The 14,587-nt window shown below is 48.0% G+C and carries 19 protein-coding genes; 9 read left to right on the top strand and 10 right to left on the bottom strand.

The window, feature by feature from the left end; all coding sequences use genetic code 11:
- Positions 1-49 precede the first annotated feature (49 nt).
- Entirely contained in the window at positions 50-499 is a 450-nt protein-coding gene (locus KD145_RS27110; protein WP_212002941.1) for a hypothetical protein, read from the bottom strand.
- Between the two features lie 150 nt (positions 500-649).
- On the opposite strand from KD145_RS27110, the gene KD145_RS27115 reads away from it, so the two are divergent.
- A complete protein-coding gene (locus KD145_RS27115; RefSeq protein ID WP_212002942.1) occupies positions 650-1,633 on the top strand; it encodes an acyl transferase in 984 nt (327 codons plus the stop codon).
- Positions 1,634-1,716: 83 nt separating this feature from the next.
- Entirely contained in the window at positions 1,717-2,583 is an 867-nt protein-coding gene (locus tag KD145_RS27120) for a hypothetical protein (protein WP_212002943.1), read from the top strand.
- A 47-nt stretch (positions 2,584-2,630) separates the two neighbouring features.
- On the opposite strand, the gene KD145_RS27125 is transcribed toward KD145_RS27120, so the two are convergent.
- Positions 2,631-3,362 (bottom strand): hypothetical protein, encoded by a 732-nt coding sequence (locus tag KD145_RS27125; RefSeq protein WP_212002944.1) that lies wholly within the window; start codon positions 3,360-3,362, stop codon positions 2,631-2,633.
- A gap of 337 nt (positions 3,363-3,699) precedes the next feature.
- Here KD145_RS27125 and KD145_RS27130 point away from each other — a divergent pair, with 337 nt between their 5' ends.
- The 4 genes from KD145_RS27130 to KD145_RS27145 all read left to right on the top strand — a co-directional run bounded on the left by KD145_RS27130 (position 3,700) and on the right by KD145_RS27145 (position 6,102).
- On the top strand, positions 3,700-4,038 hold the full coding sequence (locus tag KD145_RS27130) for a hypothetical protein (RefSeq protein ID WP_212002945.1): 339 nt from the start codon (positions 3,700-3,702) through the stop codon (positions 4,036-4,038).
- 68 nt (positions 4,039-4,106) lie between these two features.
- Positions 4,107-4,934 (top strand): DUF692 domain-containing protein, encoded by an 828-nt coding sequence (locus KD145_RS27135; RefSeq protein ID WP_212002946.1) that lies wholly within the window; start codon positions 4,107-4,109, stop codon positions 4,932-4,934.
- The gene (locus tag KD145_RS27140; protein ID WP_212002947.1) at positions 4,918-5,667 is read left to right on the top strand and encodes a DUF2063 domain-containing protein; all 750 of its coding nucleotides are present in this window, start codon (positions 4,918-4,920) and stop codon (positions 5,665-5,667) included. Before KD145_RS27135 ends, KD145_RS27140 begins: the two co-directional genes overlap by 17 nt.
- Before the next feature lie 3 nt (positions 5,668-5,670).
- On the top strand, positions 5,671-6,102 hold the full coding sequence (locus KD145_RS27145) for a DoxX family protein (protein ID WP_212002948.1): 432 nt from the start codon (positions 5,671-5,673) through the stop codon (positions 6,100-6,102).
- Positions 6,103-6,138: 36 nt separating this feature from the next.
- Here KD145_RS27145 and KD145_RS27150 read toward each other — a convergent pair whose 3' ends face one another.
- The gene (locus KD145_RS27150) at positions 6,139-6,564 is read right to left on the bottom strand and encodes a response regulator (protein WP_212002949.1); all 426 of its coding nucleotides are present in this window, start codon (positions 6,562-6,564) and stop codon (positions 6,139-6,141) included.
- 211 nt (positions 6,565-6,775) lie between these two features.
- On the opposite strand from KD145_RS27150, the gene KD145_RS27155 reads away from it, so the two are divergent.
- Positions 6,776-7,198, top strand: a complete 423-nt coding sequence (locus tag KD145_RS27155) for a PepSY-like domain-containing protein (RefSeq protein ID WP_212002950.1) — start codon at positions 6,776-6,778, stop codon at positions 7,196-7,198.
- 120 nt (positions 7,199-7,318) lie between these two features.
- On the opposite strand, the gene KD145_RS27160 is transcribed toward KD145_RS27155, so the two are convergent.
- Both KD145_RS27160 and KD145_RS27165 read right to left on the bottom strand, forming a co-directional pair.
- The gene (locus KD145_RS27160) at positions 7,319-8,068 is read right to left on the bottom strand and encodes an SDR family NAD(P)-dependent oxidoreductase (protein WP_212002951.1); all 750 of its coding nucleotides are present in this window, start codon (positions 8,066-8,068) and stop codon (positions 7,319-7,321) included.
- Between the two features lie 74 nt (positions 8,069-8,142).
- On the bottom strand, positions 8,143-8,721 hold the full coding sequence (locus KD145_RS27165) for a Crp/Fnr family transcriptional regulator (RefSeq protein WP_212002952.1): 579 nt from the start codon (positions 8,719-8,721) through the stop codon (positions 8,143-8,145).
- A gap of 95 nt (positions 8,722-8,816) precedes the next feature.
- Here KD145_RS27165 and KD145_RS27170 point away from each other — a divergent pair, with 95 nt between their 5' ends.
- Positions 8,817-9,341: a hypothetical protein gene (locus tag KD145_RS27170; RefSeq protein ID WP_212002953.1), complete on the top strand. Its 525-nt coding sequence runs from the start codon at positions 8,817-8,819 to the stop codon at positions 9,339-9,341.
- A gap of 64 nt (positions 9,342-9,405) precedes the next feature.
- On the opposite strand, the gene ric is transcribed toward KD145_RS27170, so the two are convergent.
- The 5 genes from ric to KD145_RS27195 form a co-directional block, all read right to left on the bottom strand.
- Positions 9,406-10,152: an iron-sulfur cluster repair di-iron protein gene (gene ric / locus KD145_RS27175; protein ID WP_212002954.1), complete on the bottom strand. Its 747-nt coding sequence runs from the start codon at positions 10,150-10,152 to the stop codon at positions 9,406-9,408.
- A 6-nt stretch (positions 10,153-10,158) separates the two neighbouring features.
- Positions 10,159-10,548: a group III truncated hemoglobin gene (locus KD145_RS27180; RefSeq protein WP_212002955.1), complete on the bottom strand. Its 390-nt coding sequence runs from the start codon at positions 10,546-10,548 to the stop codon at positions 10,159-10,161.
- 346 nt (positions 10,549-10,894) lie between these two features.
- A complete protein-coding gene (locus KD145_RS27185; protein ID WP_212002956.1) occupies positions 10,895-12,187 on the bottom strand; it encodes a hypothetical protein in 1,293 nt (430 codons plus the stop codon).
- A gap of 49 nt (positions 12,188-12,236) precedes the next feature.
- Positions 12,237-12,950, bottom strand: a complete 714-nt coding sequence (locus KD145_RS27190; protein WP_212002957.1) for a GDSL-type esterase/lipase family protein — start codon at positions 12,948-12,950, stop codon at positions 12,237-12,239.
- Positions 12,951-13,309: 359 nt separating this feature from the next.
- Complete coding sequence (locus KD145_RS27195; RefSeq protein ID WP_212002958.1) at positions 13,310-13,942, bottom strand: DUF6000 family protein; 633 nt, start codon at positions 13,940-13,942, stop codon at positions 13,310-13,312.
- A gap of 119 nt (positions 13,943-14,061) precedes the next feature.
- Between KD145_RS27195 and KD145_RS27200 the strand changes: the two genes are divergently transcribed.
- Positions 14,062-14,505, top strand: a complete 444-nt coding sequence (locus KD145_RS27200) for a hypothetical protein (protein ID WP_212002959.1) — start codon at positions 14,062-14,064, stop codon at positions 14,503-14,505.
- The last annotated feature ends 82 nt before the right edge of the window (positions 14,506-14,587 follow it).

The raw sequence follows: 14,587 nt of genomic DNA on the forward strand, positions 1-14,587 counted from the left end.
TCCCTTTAAGGAATCCCTGATATCTTGTAAATGTAATGCTTTTGAAAGACTATCTGTTCCGCCGGAACGGAAATTTTGGCGTGGGAATGGTATCACTGAAATTGCCGGCGTTGTCGCGGAGGAACACGATATAGTGGGCGCTATCATTGGGTGCAGGGTTATAGGCGGCGGCGAAGTCAATTTCCTGGAATGGCATGATTACGTCGGCTTTTACTTTGTTGCCCCTGTTTTGTCCGATGTTAGGCATTTTAAAGAAGGTCCAGATGGTATCGTGGCTGGTGGCTTGCTGACTGTCTTTGAACATGGCCACGGCGATGCTGTCTTCAATATCTCCGTCACCGTCCTCCACCCGCATGGTGAGTACAAAGGTTTTGGTGGTAGGGGTTATACTGTCTTCAGAATAACTCTTGAAAGATAGCAAAGGTTTGGTGCCGGTTTTATCTTTCTTACAAGCATAGATCAGACCGGCGGCCAGGATCAAAAAGAGGATTTTCTTCATAAAACAAACCTACATTAATTTAGGAAATATACAAATATTCAGCTATCTCTGTCTTCCTCCCGGAAAACGTTTTTTTCGGGACAATTGTTACTTACCGTGGGTAAATTTATTCTTCTCCCTAACTTTGTGGTCTTTTAAAGACCGATATCCATGCGCGTAGTTTCGCCCGACCATATATTCTCACTGCAACACCATGAGCTGGAAACGGCCGCTATTGAGGTGTTTCATTACCAATACCAGGAAAATGAGCTTTACCGTGCCTATACGGATGCCCTGCGTATAAATCCCCGGGAAGTGAAAGGTATCCTGGACATTCCCTATCTGCCGATCCAGTTTTTCAAGACCCATACGGTGGTATGCGGTCAATTTGAGCCACAGCTGGTATTTGAAAGCAGTGGTACTACGCAGACCGTCAACAGCCGCCACCTGGTAAAGGATGGAGCCATCTATACCCGGAGTTTTATGACCGCCTTTGAGCAGTTTTATGGACCGGTGACCGACTATGTAGTGGTGGGGCTGCTGCCTTCCTATCTGGAGCGGCAGCATTCTTCCCTGGTATGTATGGTGCAGGAGATGATTGTACGCAGTGGCCGGGAAGAGAGCGGTTTTTATCTTTATGAGCATGATAAACTGTATCACCAGCTGCAGGCGCTGGAGGCAAGACAACAGAAGGTGCTGCTGATAGGTGTTACCTTTGGTTTGCTCGATTTTGCGGAGAAGTATACCCTGCAGCTGAAACATACGATTGTGATGGAAACCGGCGGGATGAAAGGGCGCCGGGAAGAATGGACCCGTAATGAGGTGCATGATTTTCTGAAAAACAGGTTAGGCGTTGACGTGGTACATGCCGAATACGGTATGACCGAACTATTGTCGCAGGCCTATTCCCGCGGGCAGGGATATTTTGAGACCCCACCCTGGATGAAAGTGTTACTGCGTGATGAAAACGATCCCTTCCAGCTTACAGCCGGCAAAGGTTCAGGGGTTATGAACATTATAGACCTGGCCAATATTTATTCCTGCGCATTTATTGCTACCGAAGATATCGGGAAGATCCATGAGGACGGCCGTATTGAAGTATTAGGCCGACTGGATAACTCCGCCTTGCGTGGTTGCAGCCTCATGGTCAGCTGATACCATTACGAATTATAAATTACGAATTACGATTAAAGTATATTTGATTGTCGTAATTTGTAATTCGTAATTATTCTATGCTTATGCCTATTAAAAAACAGGTTTTACTTCTTGCCTGTATATTGCTGGCCTCTACCCTGCAGGCGCAGTTACTGAAAAAAGTGAAAGACAAGGTGCGTCATCTTGCCGGGGCTCCTGTTGATACCGCGTTAACAGAGGGGCCTTATGAGACGGAGCGCAGCGGCCCGGTCAGCAAGGGGCCTTCCCTGGTCATTGGCGGAGATGAACAGGTGCAGATAGATTCCATATTTGAATTTGATATAGCTGTTTACCAGGAAAGTGAAGCCTGGGAAGGCAGCCAGCGGATGGAGAAAGGAGGGGAGGAGATGATGATTTATTACAGCAGTGCGAGGCCACAGCTGGGCGTACATCTGGTGAGTAAAAGCACGGGGGCGCGGTATCGTTTTTATGCCGATTTTTTAAAGGGGGCCCAGCTGAGCATTACAGCTATTCACCAGGTGGGGGCCGGCACCCGGGAGAAACTGAATCTGCAAACGATGGAGCCGGTATATCCCGGAGAGACGGGCTATCTTAACCGGCTTATCCGGACCGGAGAGAAAAAGGTGATTGCCGGTATAGCCTGTGAAGAATATACGGCTGATACTATACGCCGTGATTCCGCCAGTATAGGAGTTACCAGCAGGGTGCTCACAGCAGCCAGCATCTGGGTGCCACAGGAGCCCCATACGCTGTTTCCCGGTTATGTTTTTATCCCTGATCATTACAAAGACCAGATCGAACAACTCCTCAGGGTGGGTAGTTATCCCCCTGTGGTCCTGCCATTGGAGATGCACCTGGAATACAGCAACGGGGACAAGGTAAATACCTGGACCACCGATATTGTAAGAGGGGAAAGCCGGATGGTAGCAGTATCAGAAGTGATACAATAGAGGGCCGGCCTGCAGCCATGCGGCAGACCGGAGCCCGTCGCGGCGGGCTATTGCCTGCTGCTACTTTGAGCGGCAGCATTGAGCAGTGCCGGTAGTTTGGAAGGATCGTACATCATGTCGGCGAGTGAAGACATATAGGGGAAGGAGTAATGGTCCATGCCGAATTTGTTCAGCAGGTATACATCCAGTTGTTCCGGTGCGGTATGGCCCTGTATATAGTCGCCCACGTAAAAGAGGAAACGTTGTTTTTCCTTTTCAAACAGCAGCACCAGCGCTACTTTGTCTTTAAGCTGGTCGCGGAATGGATTTTTGAATATTTTAAGTGCCTGTGTAAAATGGGCGGTAGTAAGCGGTTCAGAAGGATTGGGCAGCAGCTGGGTGCAGAAATAGTCTACAGCCAGATCATCGAAGTAGCTGGTACCGTTGTCTTCTCCCGGATCGTTGTGCCAGGTAGCCCATTGCAATAGTTCTGCCTGGGTGGTGTGGCCGGCCAGCAGTGCTTCCAGCTGATGTATAACTCCTTCACGGGTAGGTGCGGAGTCTTTAGCCTGAGTGAGGGCTCCTACTATCTCCTGGTAATAATCTTCATGCATGTTAGCGGCGGTCCTCAGCAGGAGGCGGGTAACATCTTCTCCGGAATCTTCCGGGTCTACGGGTTGCAGGTTTATTTCTCCGTACAGGTCCTGTAACACTTCCTGTTTAGTTTTAGTTCCACGCAAGTATGCCTTCAGCAATGAAATAAAGTATACGGATGTTACAGGGGGCATCTTATTTTTCATGGGCCTTTTTTAATCACGCAGCAGCGTTCAGGCCAAAAATAGCATAAATTGAATAACATTTATTTGCGTTTTCAGGAAAACTAAAACATTTAATTTTCCGTAAGCTTCCTACAGGCAAGATGATGGCCGCAGTGACACCGGATAAAAACTGGTGCAGTAATTGAGGGGTGACATCACGCCCGCACGCAGAAAATGGCTGTAGTAACCGGCCCGGCACTGACCGGTACAGGCAATCAAACAACAGACTGAGCTTTGACCCCAGCAATCAGACAGCACTCCGCTTTCAGGTATAAGCCATATATCTAACTATTTCACTCAGTTTTTAAATTCACAAAAAATGGAAAAAAAATCGATCAACAAAAAAGTGCTTTTTTCCGGCTCTCTTGTAGCCAGCGCTATCCTGGGTCTTACTGCCCTGCAATCTACAGCTGCCAACCCGGTTAGTTATACTAATCTTGGCTCCGGTGCTGCTGTAAGAAGTGCCCTGACCGGTCATTCCTCCGTTGTCAGTGCTGTAGAGCTTTCTTGCAGTAACCACAAGGATTCCACTATGAAATCCAAGGAAGGCAAATGTTCTCCGGGCAAATGCGCACAAGGTAAATGCGTAGGTCACAAAAAGGGCAAAAAAGGTGGTAAAGGCAAGCCTGCCACTGATACTACCAAGTCCGGCAAATAATTCCTTATCAAAAGGGAAAGGCGGTTACAGGTCTTTCCCTTTATGCTTTTACCCTAAAATACCTGGTCATGGTAGGATTAGGCTTTCGCCGCGAAATTGCGGAAGAGATGATCAGCGGAACACTGATCACTCCTGACTTTGTTGAATTTGCTCCGGAGAACTGGATGAACCTCGGTGGTTACTGGAAAAAGATGCTGCGCCGGGTGGTGGAAAAATATCCGGTACTCTGTCATGGGCTTTCCTTGTCTGTCGGCAGTCCTGAAGAGCTGGATAAAACATTCCTCCGTTATGTGAAGTCTTTTCTGGAAGAATATAAAATACAACTGTACTCGGAACATCTGAGTTATGCCAAATGCAATAATGCCCATCTCTATGATCTGCTGCCAATGCCTTTTCGGATGGACGCTGTAAAACATATAGCCGGGCGTATCCGTCAGGTGCAGGACTTTCTTCAAAGGCCGCTGGCTATGGAGATCATCTCTTATTATACATCGGTGGTGCCGGAAATGAGCGAGATTGACTTTATCAACGAAGTGGTGGCACAGTCTGACTGTCAGTTGCTGCTTGATATTAATAACATCTATGTCAATGCCTTTAATCACCATTACGATGCGAAGGCATTTATTTCACAGCTCCCCCTGGATAAAGTAGCTTATATACATATGGCCGGTCATGAGCAGGTATCTCCGGATATGATACTGGACACGCACGGGAATCCGATTGCAGATCCGGTATACGATCTGTTTGAATGGGCTATCCAGCGGATAAAACCGGTGCCGGTATTGCTGGAACGGGATAATAATATTCCGGCTATGGAAGAGCTGGAGGCAGAGCTGACGCGGCTGAAATCTATTTGTCAAAAACAATGGAAACAAAAAAATGAACTCGTTGCCTGACACATGGCAGCTGCAACAGCAGTTTGCGGACCATTGCCGCACCGGTGACAAAGTAAAGTTGCCCGGTGTGGCCAAAGACCGTCTTGCCCACTATCGCCGTACTATCCTGCATACGGTAAAAGCTACCATGGAAACAGCTTTCCCGATTACCTGCACCAATATCCCTGCCCGTAAATGGGATAGCATGGTCAGCACTTTCTTTGCCAAGCATGCCTGCCAGTCGTACCAGCTATGGAAGATGCCGCTGGAGTTTTATACTTATTCGGTTGAAAACAGCTGGGACGAAGTATATGGCATACCGTACCTCAATGATCTGCTCGGATTTGAATGGGCGGAGATAGAAGTGTTTAATATGGAAGATATTGCCCCGGCTCCTTTCACGCAGGAAGGCAGCTGGCTGGAGACACCACTGGTGCTGAACCCGGAGTACCGGTTGCTGTCATTTAGTTATCCGGTGCACCTGGAAGCGAAGGCTGCCCGGTTGCTGAAACAGCAGGGAGCCTGGTTTGTGCTGCTGTACCGGGAAGCGACCAGCGACCATGTACAGTTTACCGATCTCTCGCCCTGGCTGGCTTTTGTAGTGGAGCAGCTGGTACAGGGAGTAACGGTGAGGGATATACTGGATTATTCGCCACAGCTTGGTATAACGTTGACAGATACACTGGAAAAAGATACGCTGGCATTTTTAGGCAATATGCACCGGCAACATTTTGTGCTGGGCTTTCAATCCTGAATCATGCGTTTTTATGCTGCTTATGCGCGCCGGCTTTCGGCGCTGAAAGATATTCCCCTATTGTTGTTACGGCTGGTGCTGGCTTATGGTTATTATCATCCGGCACTGCTGAAGTGGAAAGATATCCACAGTATTGGGGACTGGTTTGGCCAGTTGCATATTCCTGCGCCCTATATCAATGCTTATGTGGTGGCTGTTACGGAAACCCTGGGCATCATTTTGCTAACGCTGGGACTGTGGGTGCGTTATATTACGCTGCCGCTGATGGTCAGTATGGTGGTGGCCATTATTACAGTGCACTGGGCCAATGGTTTTGAGGCTGGTGACAATGGTTTTGAAATCCCTCTTTATTATATTCTCATGTTATTTACCCTGTTAGTGTATGGAAGCGGTAAAATAGGGTTGGATGCACTGTTGGAGCGTAACCGTAAGTAACCGTTAGGGCTATACTACGATGTGCTGACCGCCGGATCAGCTGGCTATAGGGAAGGAGTAATTACCCAGGCTGCAATCGCGGAACTGTTGCATAATCTCCAGACCTTCTTCATAGGTGTCTGGTTTGACTACAAAAGCTTCTGCACCCAGTTTGATACACTGTTGTTTCTGTATCTCATTCAGGAAAGTAGAATAGATAATAACCCGGATATCCTGGTACCGGGTGTGCTGTTTTAACAGTTCCAGTGTTTGCGTGCCCGTAAGCCGGGGCATGTTCAGGTCGAGGATGATGAGTGAGGGTAATGGCTTTTCGTATAGTGCATCCAGGTATTCGAGTGCCATCATTCCATCCTGTACAAAATGGATGTTATCTGAAAAAGAAAGCTCCCTGCACATCATTTCCATAATGAATACGTCCTCAGGGTCATCGTCGGCTATGAGGATCTGTGCATATTTCTGCATGTTAGGACAAATATTTTTATAACAATAAGTTAAAAATCTACCAGCAAAGCGGATGCCTGACGCTATACTGCTGCCAGCAGGCATTTTGCGGGGTATAACCGATACTTTCTGCGGTATCACGTCCTTGACGGGCTACAAAATGTGGAAGAATGTCAGCGCCACAGAAAGAAAACAGAATCCGGTTGTAAATTGCTGCTAAAACAAGCTACATATGAAAAAGTACCTGATGATGATATTGTCCGTTGGTATAACGGTCACGGCTGTAGCCCAGGTAAAAGTGCCTGCAGCAGCCAAGGCAGCTTTTGAAAAGGCTTATCCCGGAGCTGCCAAAGTGAAGTGGAGCAAAGAAGGGGTTGCTGATACTGAAGTAAGTTTTGTGCATAACGGAAAACATCAGTCTGCTGTTTACAATCAGGCAGGCATCTTGCAGGAAACAGAAGAGACGATTGCTGTATCAGCTTTGCCGGCAGGCGTTACCGCTTATGTAAAGGAGCATTATAAGGGTGCCCGTATTGCAGAGGCGGCAAAGATTACCAAAGCCGGTGGCGAGGTAAATTATGAAGCTGAAGTGAACAGAAAAGATGTGTTGTTTGATACCAATGGCAAATTTCTGAAAGAAGTAGTAGAACATTAAGCATGAGCAAATGCGAATGATGGGTGTGTTGCTGTAATGGCGGCACACCTTTTTTAATGGCGGATTTTCATTCAGGAATTACGAATGGAAGGGAAATCGTCCATTCGTAATTCCTGATTACTACCAGGGAATAGTTTGCCACTGATGGGTGAAAAACTGCAGGGTGGGCACTTCTTCCAGTGCTGCCTGTACAATAATCCTGGCGCCTTCAGGGATTTCCAGCAAAGCATCGGCGGTGCCCATGGTGGTCTTCACCCAACCGGGGCTCACCGTATAGGCGCTGACGGTAGTAGCACGCAGGGCTTCCTGCAAATACACCGTTAGCAGGTTGACCATTGTTTTGGAACTATTGTAACCGAATTTTTTTACATGGTAGATGGGAGATGCAGGATCGGCCTGTAACTGAATGCTGCCCAGCTCGCTGCTCAGGTTGATGATGCGTCCGGCGTTGCTTTTCAGCAGGAGAGGAAGCATAGTTTGGGTGAGCAGCAGTGTGCCCCATACATTGGTGTCAAAAACAGCTTTGAGCTCTTCTATGTCAGCCTGCAGGATGGTATTGGCCATTCTTTGAGCTGGCAGCCGGGCCGGGCTGGCATGCGTGATGGCAGCGTTGTTAATGAGGATATCCAGGTGGCCATACAGGTGATGGATCTTTTCGAAGAGTGCCTGTATCTGTTTGGGCTGGCTGATATCCAATGGGAGGAAGGTGGCGTGGGGATATTCGTGTTGTAAGCTGCGGACGGCAGCTTCACCTTTTACAGGGTCGCGGGAAGTGAGGATAACCTTTACTCCCTTTTGCAGTAACTGCCGGGCGGCTTCCAGGCCCAGCCCGCGGTTGGCGCCGGTGATGAGCGCAATCTTTGCTGACATAATGATGTGTTTTATACAACAAAGCTCAGGAACATCCGGGCGCCGGAAATTGTCTTAAGGCAATTAATGGAAGCTCAGGTTTGCATACGGCGCCGTAGCCGGCTGAGAGAAGAGGGGGTGATGCCGATAAAGGAGGCCAGATGTTTCAGTGGTACCCGTTGCAGAAAACGAGGGTGTTGTAACAGCCGGTTGTACCTTTCCTGCGGGCTGTCGAGCAGTAGTGAGGTCGCTCTGCACATGGTGCCTACCAGTATTTCTTCCATCAGTTTCCGCCCGAAGGATTCGAATCCGGGGATCTTTTGATAGAGTGTATGCAGATGATCGTAGTGAATGCTGGCTATTTGGGAATGCTCCAGTGCCTGGAGGTAATAGCGGGAGGGCTGTCGTGTGAGGAAGCTGGCCGGTTCGGTGATCAGGGTGTTTTCAAAAACAAGCCAGGTGGTGGTTTCATTACCGGCTTCATCTATGGCAAAAAGCCGGAAGGCTCCTTTCAGGATGATGGAAAGTGTGTCACAGGTTTGTCCTCTCCGGAGGATAACGGTATCTGCCGCAATTTCTCCGAAAGAAAATTGTTGCAATACTTTTTCAAGGTCCTGATCGGACAGGTTGCAGTAGCGAGTGATAAAATCAGCCAGTAGTTTTCTGTTGTCCATCGGGCTGAAATTAGCTATTTAATTTAACAGTTTACAGGCATATGAATGGTTGGCCTGGCACCACCTTTGTTTTCCGGTAGATAAAACCATGCGATATGAAAAAGGTATTATTTATCGCGTTAGTGATCGCTGGTAGTTTGTTATACCAGGGTGCGTTACAGGCGCAGGTGAGGGTGAATGTGAATTTTAATGTTGGCAGTCAGCCTGTATGGGGGCCGGTAGGGTATGATTATGCCCAATACTATTATTTTCCGGACATAGACACCTATTATGATGTTGCCAGCCAGCAGTATATATACCTTAATGGAGGAAGCTGGATGTTTGCGCCCACTTTACCACCGCGTTATAACTTTGACTTGTACAGGGGATATAAAGTGGTTATCAATCAGCCAAACCCCTGGATGCATGATAATGTGTACAGGAATAAATATGCGCGTTACAGGGGGCAGGAATGGTATGGCAGACAGCCGATCATCCGGGACAGCCGGGACAGCAAGTACTTTATTGTGAAAGGACATCCGATGTACGGCAAGGGTAATGAACAGATGCATGCACGTGGACATGAGGATCATGGTGATCATGGTGAAAGAGGACATGGGCATGATCACGGGCATAACTAGTAAAAATTATTAGAGCAGATACAGGAGAATGAGGAATGGCCGGTGTTTTGCCGGCCATTCTTTTTTATGAAGGTATTTTACAGCTGCTGCCGGTCAGTGTTTTTTCGGCTGCGATAGCTTTAGGAAAGAGGATATTGTTTTCGAGGTGTATATGCTGGTGCAGGTCATCCTGGAATTCCTTGAGTAAGGCGTAGGTGACACGATAGGTGTTGCAGGCATTTTCAGGTGGCGTGTAGTTGTTACTCAGCTCTGCTATTTTGCGGAAGCGTTCCCCTTCCTGGTCGTGTTCGCCCATCATGACAGCGATGGGTTTTTCTACTTTGCTGACAGCGCCGGATTCGAAGTATTCGCCTGCCTCCTGTTTTTTGACAATTTCCCGGATGCGGGGGAAGAGTATCAGCTCTTCCTTTTCCATGTGGGCGGTGAGTTCTGCAGCAGCGGCGGTAAACAGGGCCGCTATCTGCCACAGTTCGGGATGCTGTTGTCCATGTACCTGGCAGACTTTTCTCAGGTATTCGTGGAGGACTGGTATTTTTTGTGCGACATAATGGTGGTGTTTACGGACAATATGTTCTGCGAGCTGATCAAGCGGCCATATGTGGTAGGTCTGGATACTACATACAGGCGTTGCCGTTATATCATGCAGTTCGTTTAGGATAGGGGCCATGTCGAGTTTTTTTTCCGTGCAAACCTGGCCTATGGCCCGGTTTCCTTTGCAGCAGAAGTCGATCCCGTGGTGGCGGAAAACGTCGGCAGTGCGGTAGTCGGTGGCTACCAGTTGGCCAATGATGGTGTTTTCATTGATTTCCATAAATAGCTATTTTATTGCTGTGGTACTATTGTAATAGGTGATCTTGGAGAGGAACATCTGCGCCATTTTTTCTCCCCGCCAGCAGGCTTCGCTGGCTTTAGGTCCGTCAAAATGCTGTGTTACCGTTTCCCGGAAAAGCAGCTGCCAGCGGTCAAAATGGGTTGCATTCACGGGCATTTGGGCATGCGGCCAGAAAGGGCTGCCATGGTAGGTATGGTTGTCCAGCAGCACTGTTTCCCAGAAGCGGTACATTTTGTCGAGATGCTCAGGCCAGCGGTCTTGTATGATACCATTGAAAATAGGCCCCAGCAGTTCATCGGTACGGGCTTTCCCGTAGAAGCTGTCTACCAGCAGGCGGATATCGTCAAGGGAGGAAATGTCTTTTAGTTGCTCCATGATAAATAAATACATTTTTGTCCTTAATTAGGAATCGCGTTCAGGCTGATTAAGGAGATCCTGCAACAAAAGTAAGTATATTCATTTTAATAAAGGACAAAAATATCTTTAATTGAATAAAATAAAAACGGCGCCGGTGATGTGGCGCCGTTTTAGCGGGGAAGTTTTTTTAGACTTGCTACTGGCATTTGGGCTATGGATGTAGGCTTTATGCCGCTGCGTATTATTTTTTTAGACTTGCGGCTGGTATCCGGCAATGGATGTAGCCTTAGTTCAGCCATGTATTATTTTTTTAGACTTGCTGCTGGTATCCTGGCTAAAGATATAGCCTTCGTGCAGCTGCGTATTAATTCTTTTTCAGGGAATAATTACCGTTGGCATCCTGGCTAAGGGTATATCCTTCGTTGAGCTGAAGTTTCCAGCCTTGTCCGCTTACCTCACGGACAGTAAATGCCTGCGGGAGGCTCACTGTTACCTTGTCCCAGTTGGTGCCCATCAAAGCGCCGTTGGTTACGGTGAGAATGCCCCATTTGTCGGATATCCGCATAGTAGGGTATACGGTACCGTATCCTTCCAGCGGTACGATGTTGCTGGGATTAAAGGATACACTCATTTTTTCGAAACGGAGGTCGGTATGTGGCTGTGTGATGAAGATGCGGGTATAGGCAGCGATCTGTTCCTGTATACGGACTTCCCTGGCTGTTTCCGCGACTATGATGGCTGCTGCATCGTATTGTCCGGCTTGTGCAAGGGCGGCGGCTTTGATATCTTTGGGCATCGTGAGGTGGAGGCCTTTGATCAGCAGGGGCGTCAGTTGGGAATGGCTGTTGAGGAGCTTGTTCCAGCCAGGTGTGGCCTGGGCCAGCAGGTAACCATATACCGGAATGGTCTGATACGGGAACGACCGTACGAAAGTAGGATACTCCAGAAAGGACTGTAGGTATTGACCGAAGTGTGCCTGTGCATCCTGTTTATTCCGGTTGCAGACCATCATCCCGGTATATTCGGCTATGCCTTCGTTCAGTTCCAGCGCGTTTTCCGTTGTATCGGCGCCGGGGAAAAGGATATAGCGGTATTGGCGGAATGTCATGGCATTGGTGAGATGCTGCCGGCGTTCTGCGGAAGAGGTGGCCTGCAGCGCTTTTTGCAGGGCATTGAGTTCGAGGCGCAGATAGAGACGGCCATCCTTTTTATCGAGGTGGTTGTTGGTCGGGTCTTGTGGGGTAAAATGGAGAGAAGGCTGTGCTCTGTGGAAGAGCTCATGCGCCATCAGATTTACCCTTTCTGCTTTGCCGGTGGGGAGGGGCAGCTGAAGCATGGCCCAGTCGCGGCCTTCCCAGTGGAAGGAGGTGTTGGCGGTATTGAACTGCTTTGGCAGATTGCCGGTGTACACCGATCCTTGTTTTTGCAGTTTGCCGGAGCTGTCCGGCATATTGGTGATGATCTCCCGGGTGGCCGGGTTTACCAGCAACATAGGGCCATAGAGGTCGATGCCCCATATCTGTTTTTGTAGCCGGGTGGCGGTGGCCGCTTCGTCGAAGTAGTTTTGCATTTGGGTGGCTAGGGAATCCTGTTGCTGGCAAAAGGTTTTGCCGGCAGTGCTGCATAGCAGGAGAGCGGCGAGGTAAGCAGATTTCATAAGTTTGAATTGTTGCTAATTACTGTTGCAGGGTGTATAGATAAAGTTGTTATTTCAGGTAGCTTCCTTTCTTCAGTATTTCCGCCCATACAGCATATCCTTCCGGTTTCAGGTGCAGTCCGTCCATCGTAAGCTCAGCACGGAGATGATTATCTGCGTCGAGGAAATGGGGATACAGGTCTATGACGGTTACATGTTTGTAATGAAACTGCCTGATCTGATCGTTGAGCCATTGGATATGTTCATCTTTTCCGTAGTGGTTTTTGAATTTGTTGAATGAACTGTTGACCGGCAACAGGGTATAAAAATAGATCTGTGTTTTCCGGGATCCTTCCCTGATGCGGCCGATGATGGTTTTATAATTACGGAGGATGATGCTGTCAGGTATATTTCTGGAGATATCGTTAATGCCGATCAATATAAATACTTTAGCTGGTTTGCCGGTGATTACTTCGTTTAGTCGTTCCAGTACCCCGAAGGTGATGTCGCCGGAGATGCCTCTGTTGACCGCATTGGGGAGCGACAGCAGTTTAGCCCAGTCGGTGCCGGCGGTGATGCTGTTGCCCAGGAAAACAAAATCTTTGCGGGTAATTTTTTCAGTATTAAATCTGGCCACCAGTTCCTTGTATCTGGTGGGGCGGTGAGTACTGTCCCAGGCAGGTGTCTGGGCTTGTGTCTGCGCTCCGATAAGTGTGGCGGCGAGTAATAAGCCGGCAAAGGCCCGATTCCGTAGGGTAATAAGGCGGAGTAGTAAAGCTGTCATTCGTTATGAAGATGGATAATCAAAGTTAGAAAATCCGGTTAGTTTTTAAGAATGGAAACAGTGGCAGCGGTGCCGCTGATCCAGCAGCGGTTGTTTTCGAAGCCGCTAACATCATCCAGCACAAATGCAGGGCTGCAGGGTGTTGACACGGACATCTTCATCTCTTCACAAAAAAAAGATAAACTACGCTTTAATATTTTATTATGCAAGGGGGAGGATATATTTATCAGGGTAATGAGTTGACTATTTTGTGGGATGAACTGCTATAATGCTGAGGAGCATATTGCAGTGAATATATTAACTGACCTATGAATAAAAGATGCCCGGCAACTGGGCGCAAAAACAGCGCTGTCTGATACTTAGCTTTTCTGCAAAATTTTAAGGAGCGAAAGCTGTTCTTCGTAGTATTGAAGGGAGAGGCCGGACACGTGCAGCCATTGTTGCCTGAGTTGTATCCAGTGCGGGAAATGCCGGCTGCAGTGGTTGGTACCGTTGATGGTGTCCAGATACAGCAGGGCTTCCATCACACATTGCTGGTCGTAGTGCAGTTCCGGTTTCTTCAGGTAATAGAGGAGGTAGCTGTCGAGGTAATCGATGCTTTTGCTGGTATTGAAGCTGGCCAGTACCAAGGCGTATATGCGTCCCTGATATTGCTCATTTTTGAGAAACCGGGTGCCAATGATATCTATCAGGTCGGTATAATTGTTGACTGCAGCCAGATAGGCGCCTACTTTTCTGGTCTGCCAGTTGGAATCGCCCAGCAATAAAGTTGTCAAGTCGTGTGTGATGAGTGGCTTGATATTTATAAAGGGTTCTATCCATTCGTCATTGCCGGAGCCAACGTTCATATAGTAAGGCTTTACCCATTGATGAATAATGTTTAACGGCAGTTCAGAATTATTTTGATGAGAAGGCAGATTGGCAAAGGGAGAGTGTTGTTGGACAAGGTTTCCGCCCGCATGGAGGTCGGTCAAATGCTGCAAATCGTTCATGGTATAGGATAGCTTAATTACGGGTAATTTACGGGGATTGAAGTAAAATAACAAATGAGATGGATGGAGATATTTTTGTAGATTTAAAGATATCCCTGACCGTTAGATGACAATGACTTATGGAAATTGTATCCACCCACACGCTGAGCGATCATTTATTATCCAAGGCTATTTATTTGATGATTCCGCTGGGACTGTGTATGACCGGCGAAGGAGTCATGATGGGTGTGCCGCTGCTGCTAGTCATGGTTTTATACAGATTAAACCAACGTTTTACAACTGCCTTGCGCATCCATGACGACCATATCGAGGTCCGTTATTTTCGGTTTTTCCGGTATAGGCAGGTCCGTTTTAATATAGCCGATACCGTACTGGAGATACACCGATACGATGATGTACCTGTGCGTGACTATAGCGGCTTAATGAGAGGACGCTGTTATTATTGGCTGCATATTCTTCAGCGAGGTGAAATAAGGTATCATGTTGATAGCAGAAAAGGGTTTGGCAAAGATGCCCTTATGCAGTTCCTAAACGCCTTTGCAGCAGCCAGGGCAGCAGTCTGAGGTCAATTTGTCTATTTACCCGGCAAAACTGTCCACACGTCAAATATCTTTTCTGAAGGCCCGGCTTCCGGGTAGGTTTGCA

The sequence above is a fragment of the Chitinophaga sp. HK235 genome (genome assembly GCF_018255755.1).
Lineage (GTDB): Bacteria > Bacteroidota > Bacteroidia > Chitinophagales > Chitinophagaceae > Chitinophaga.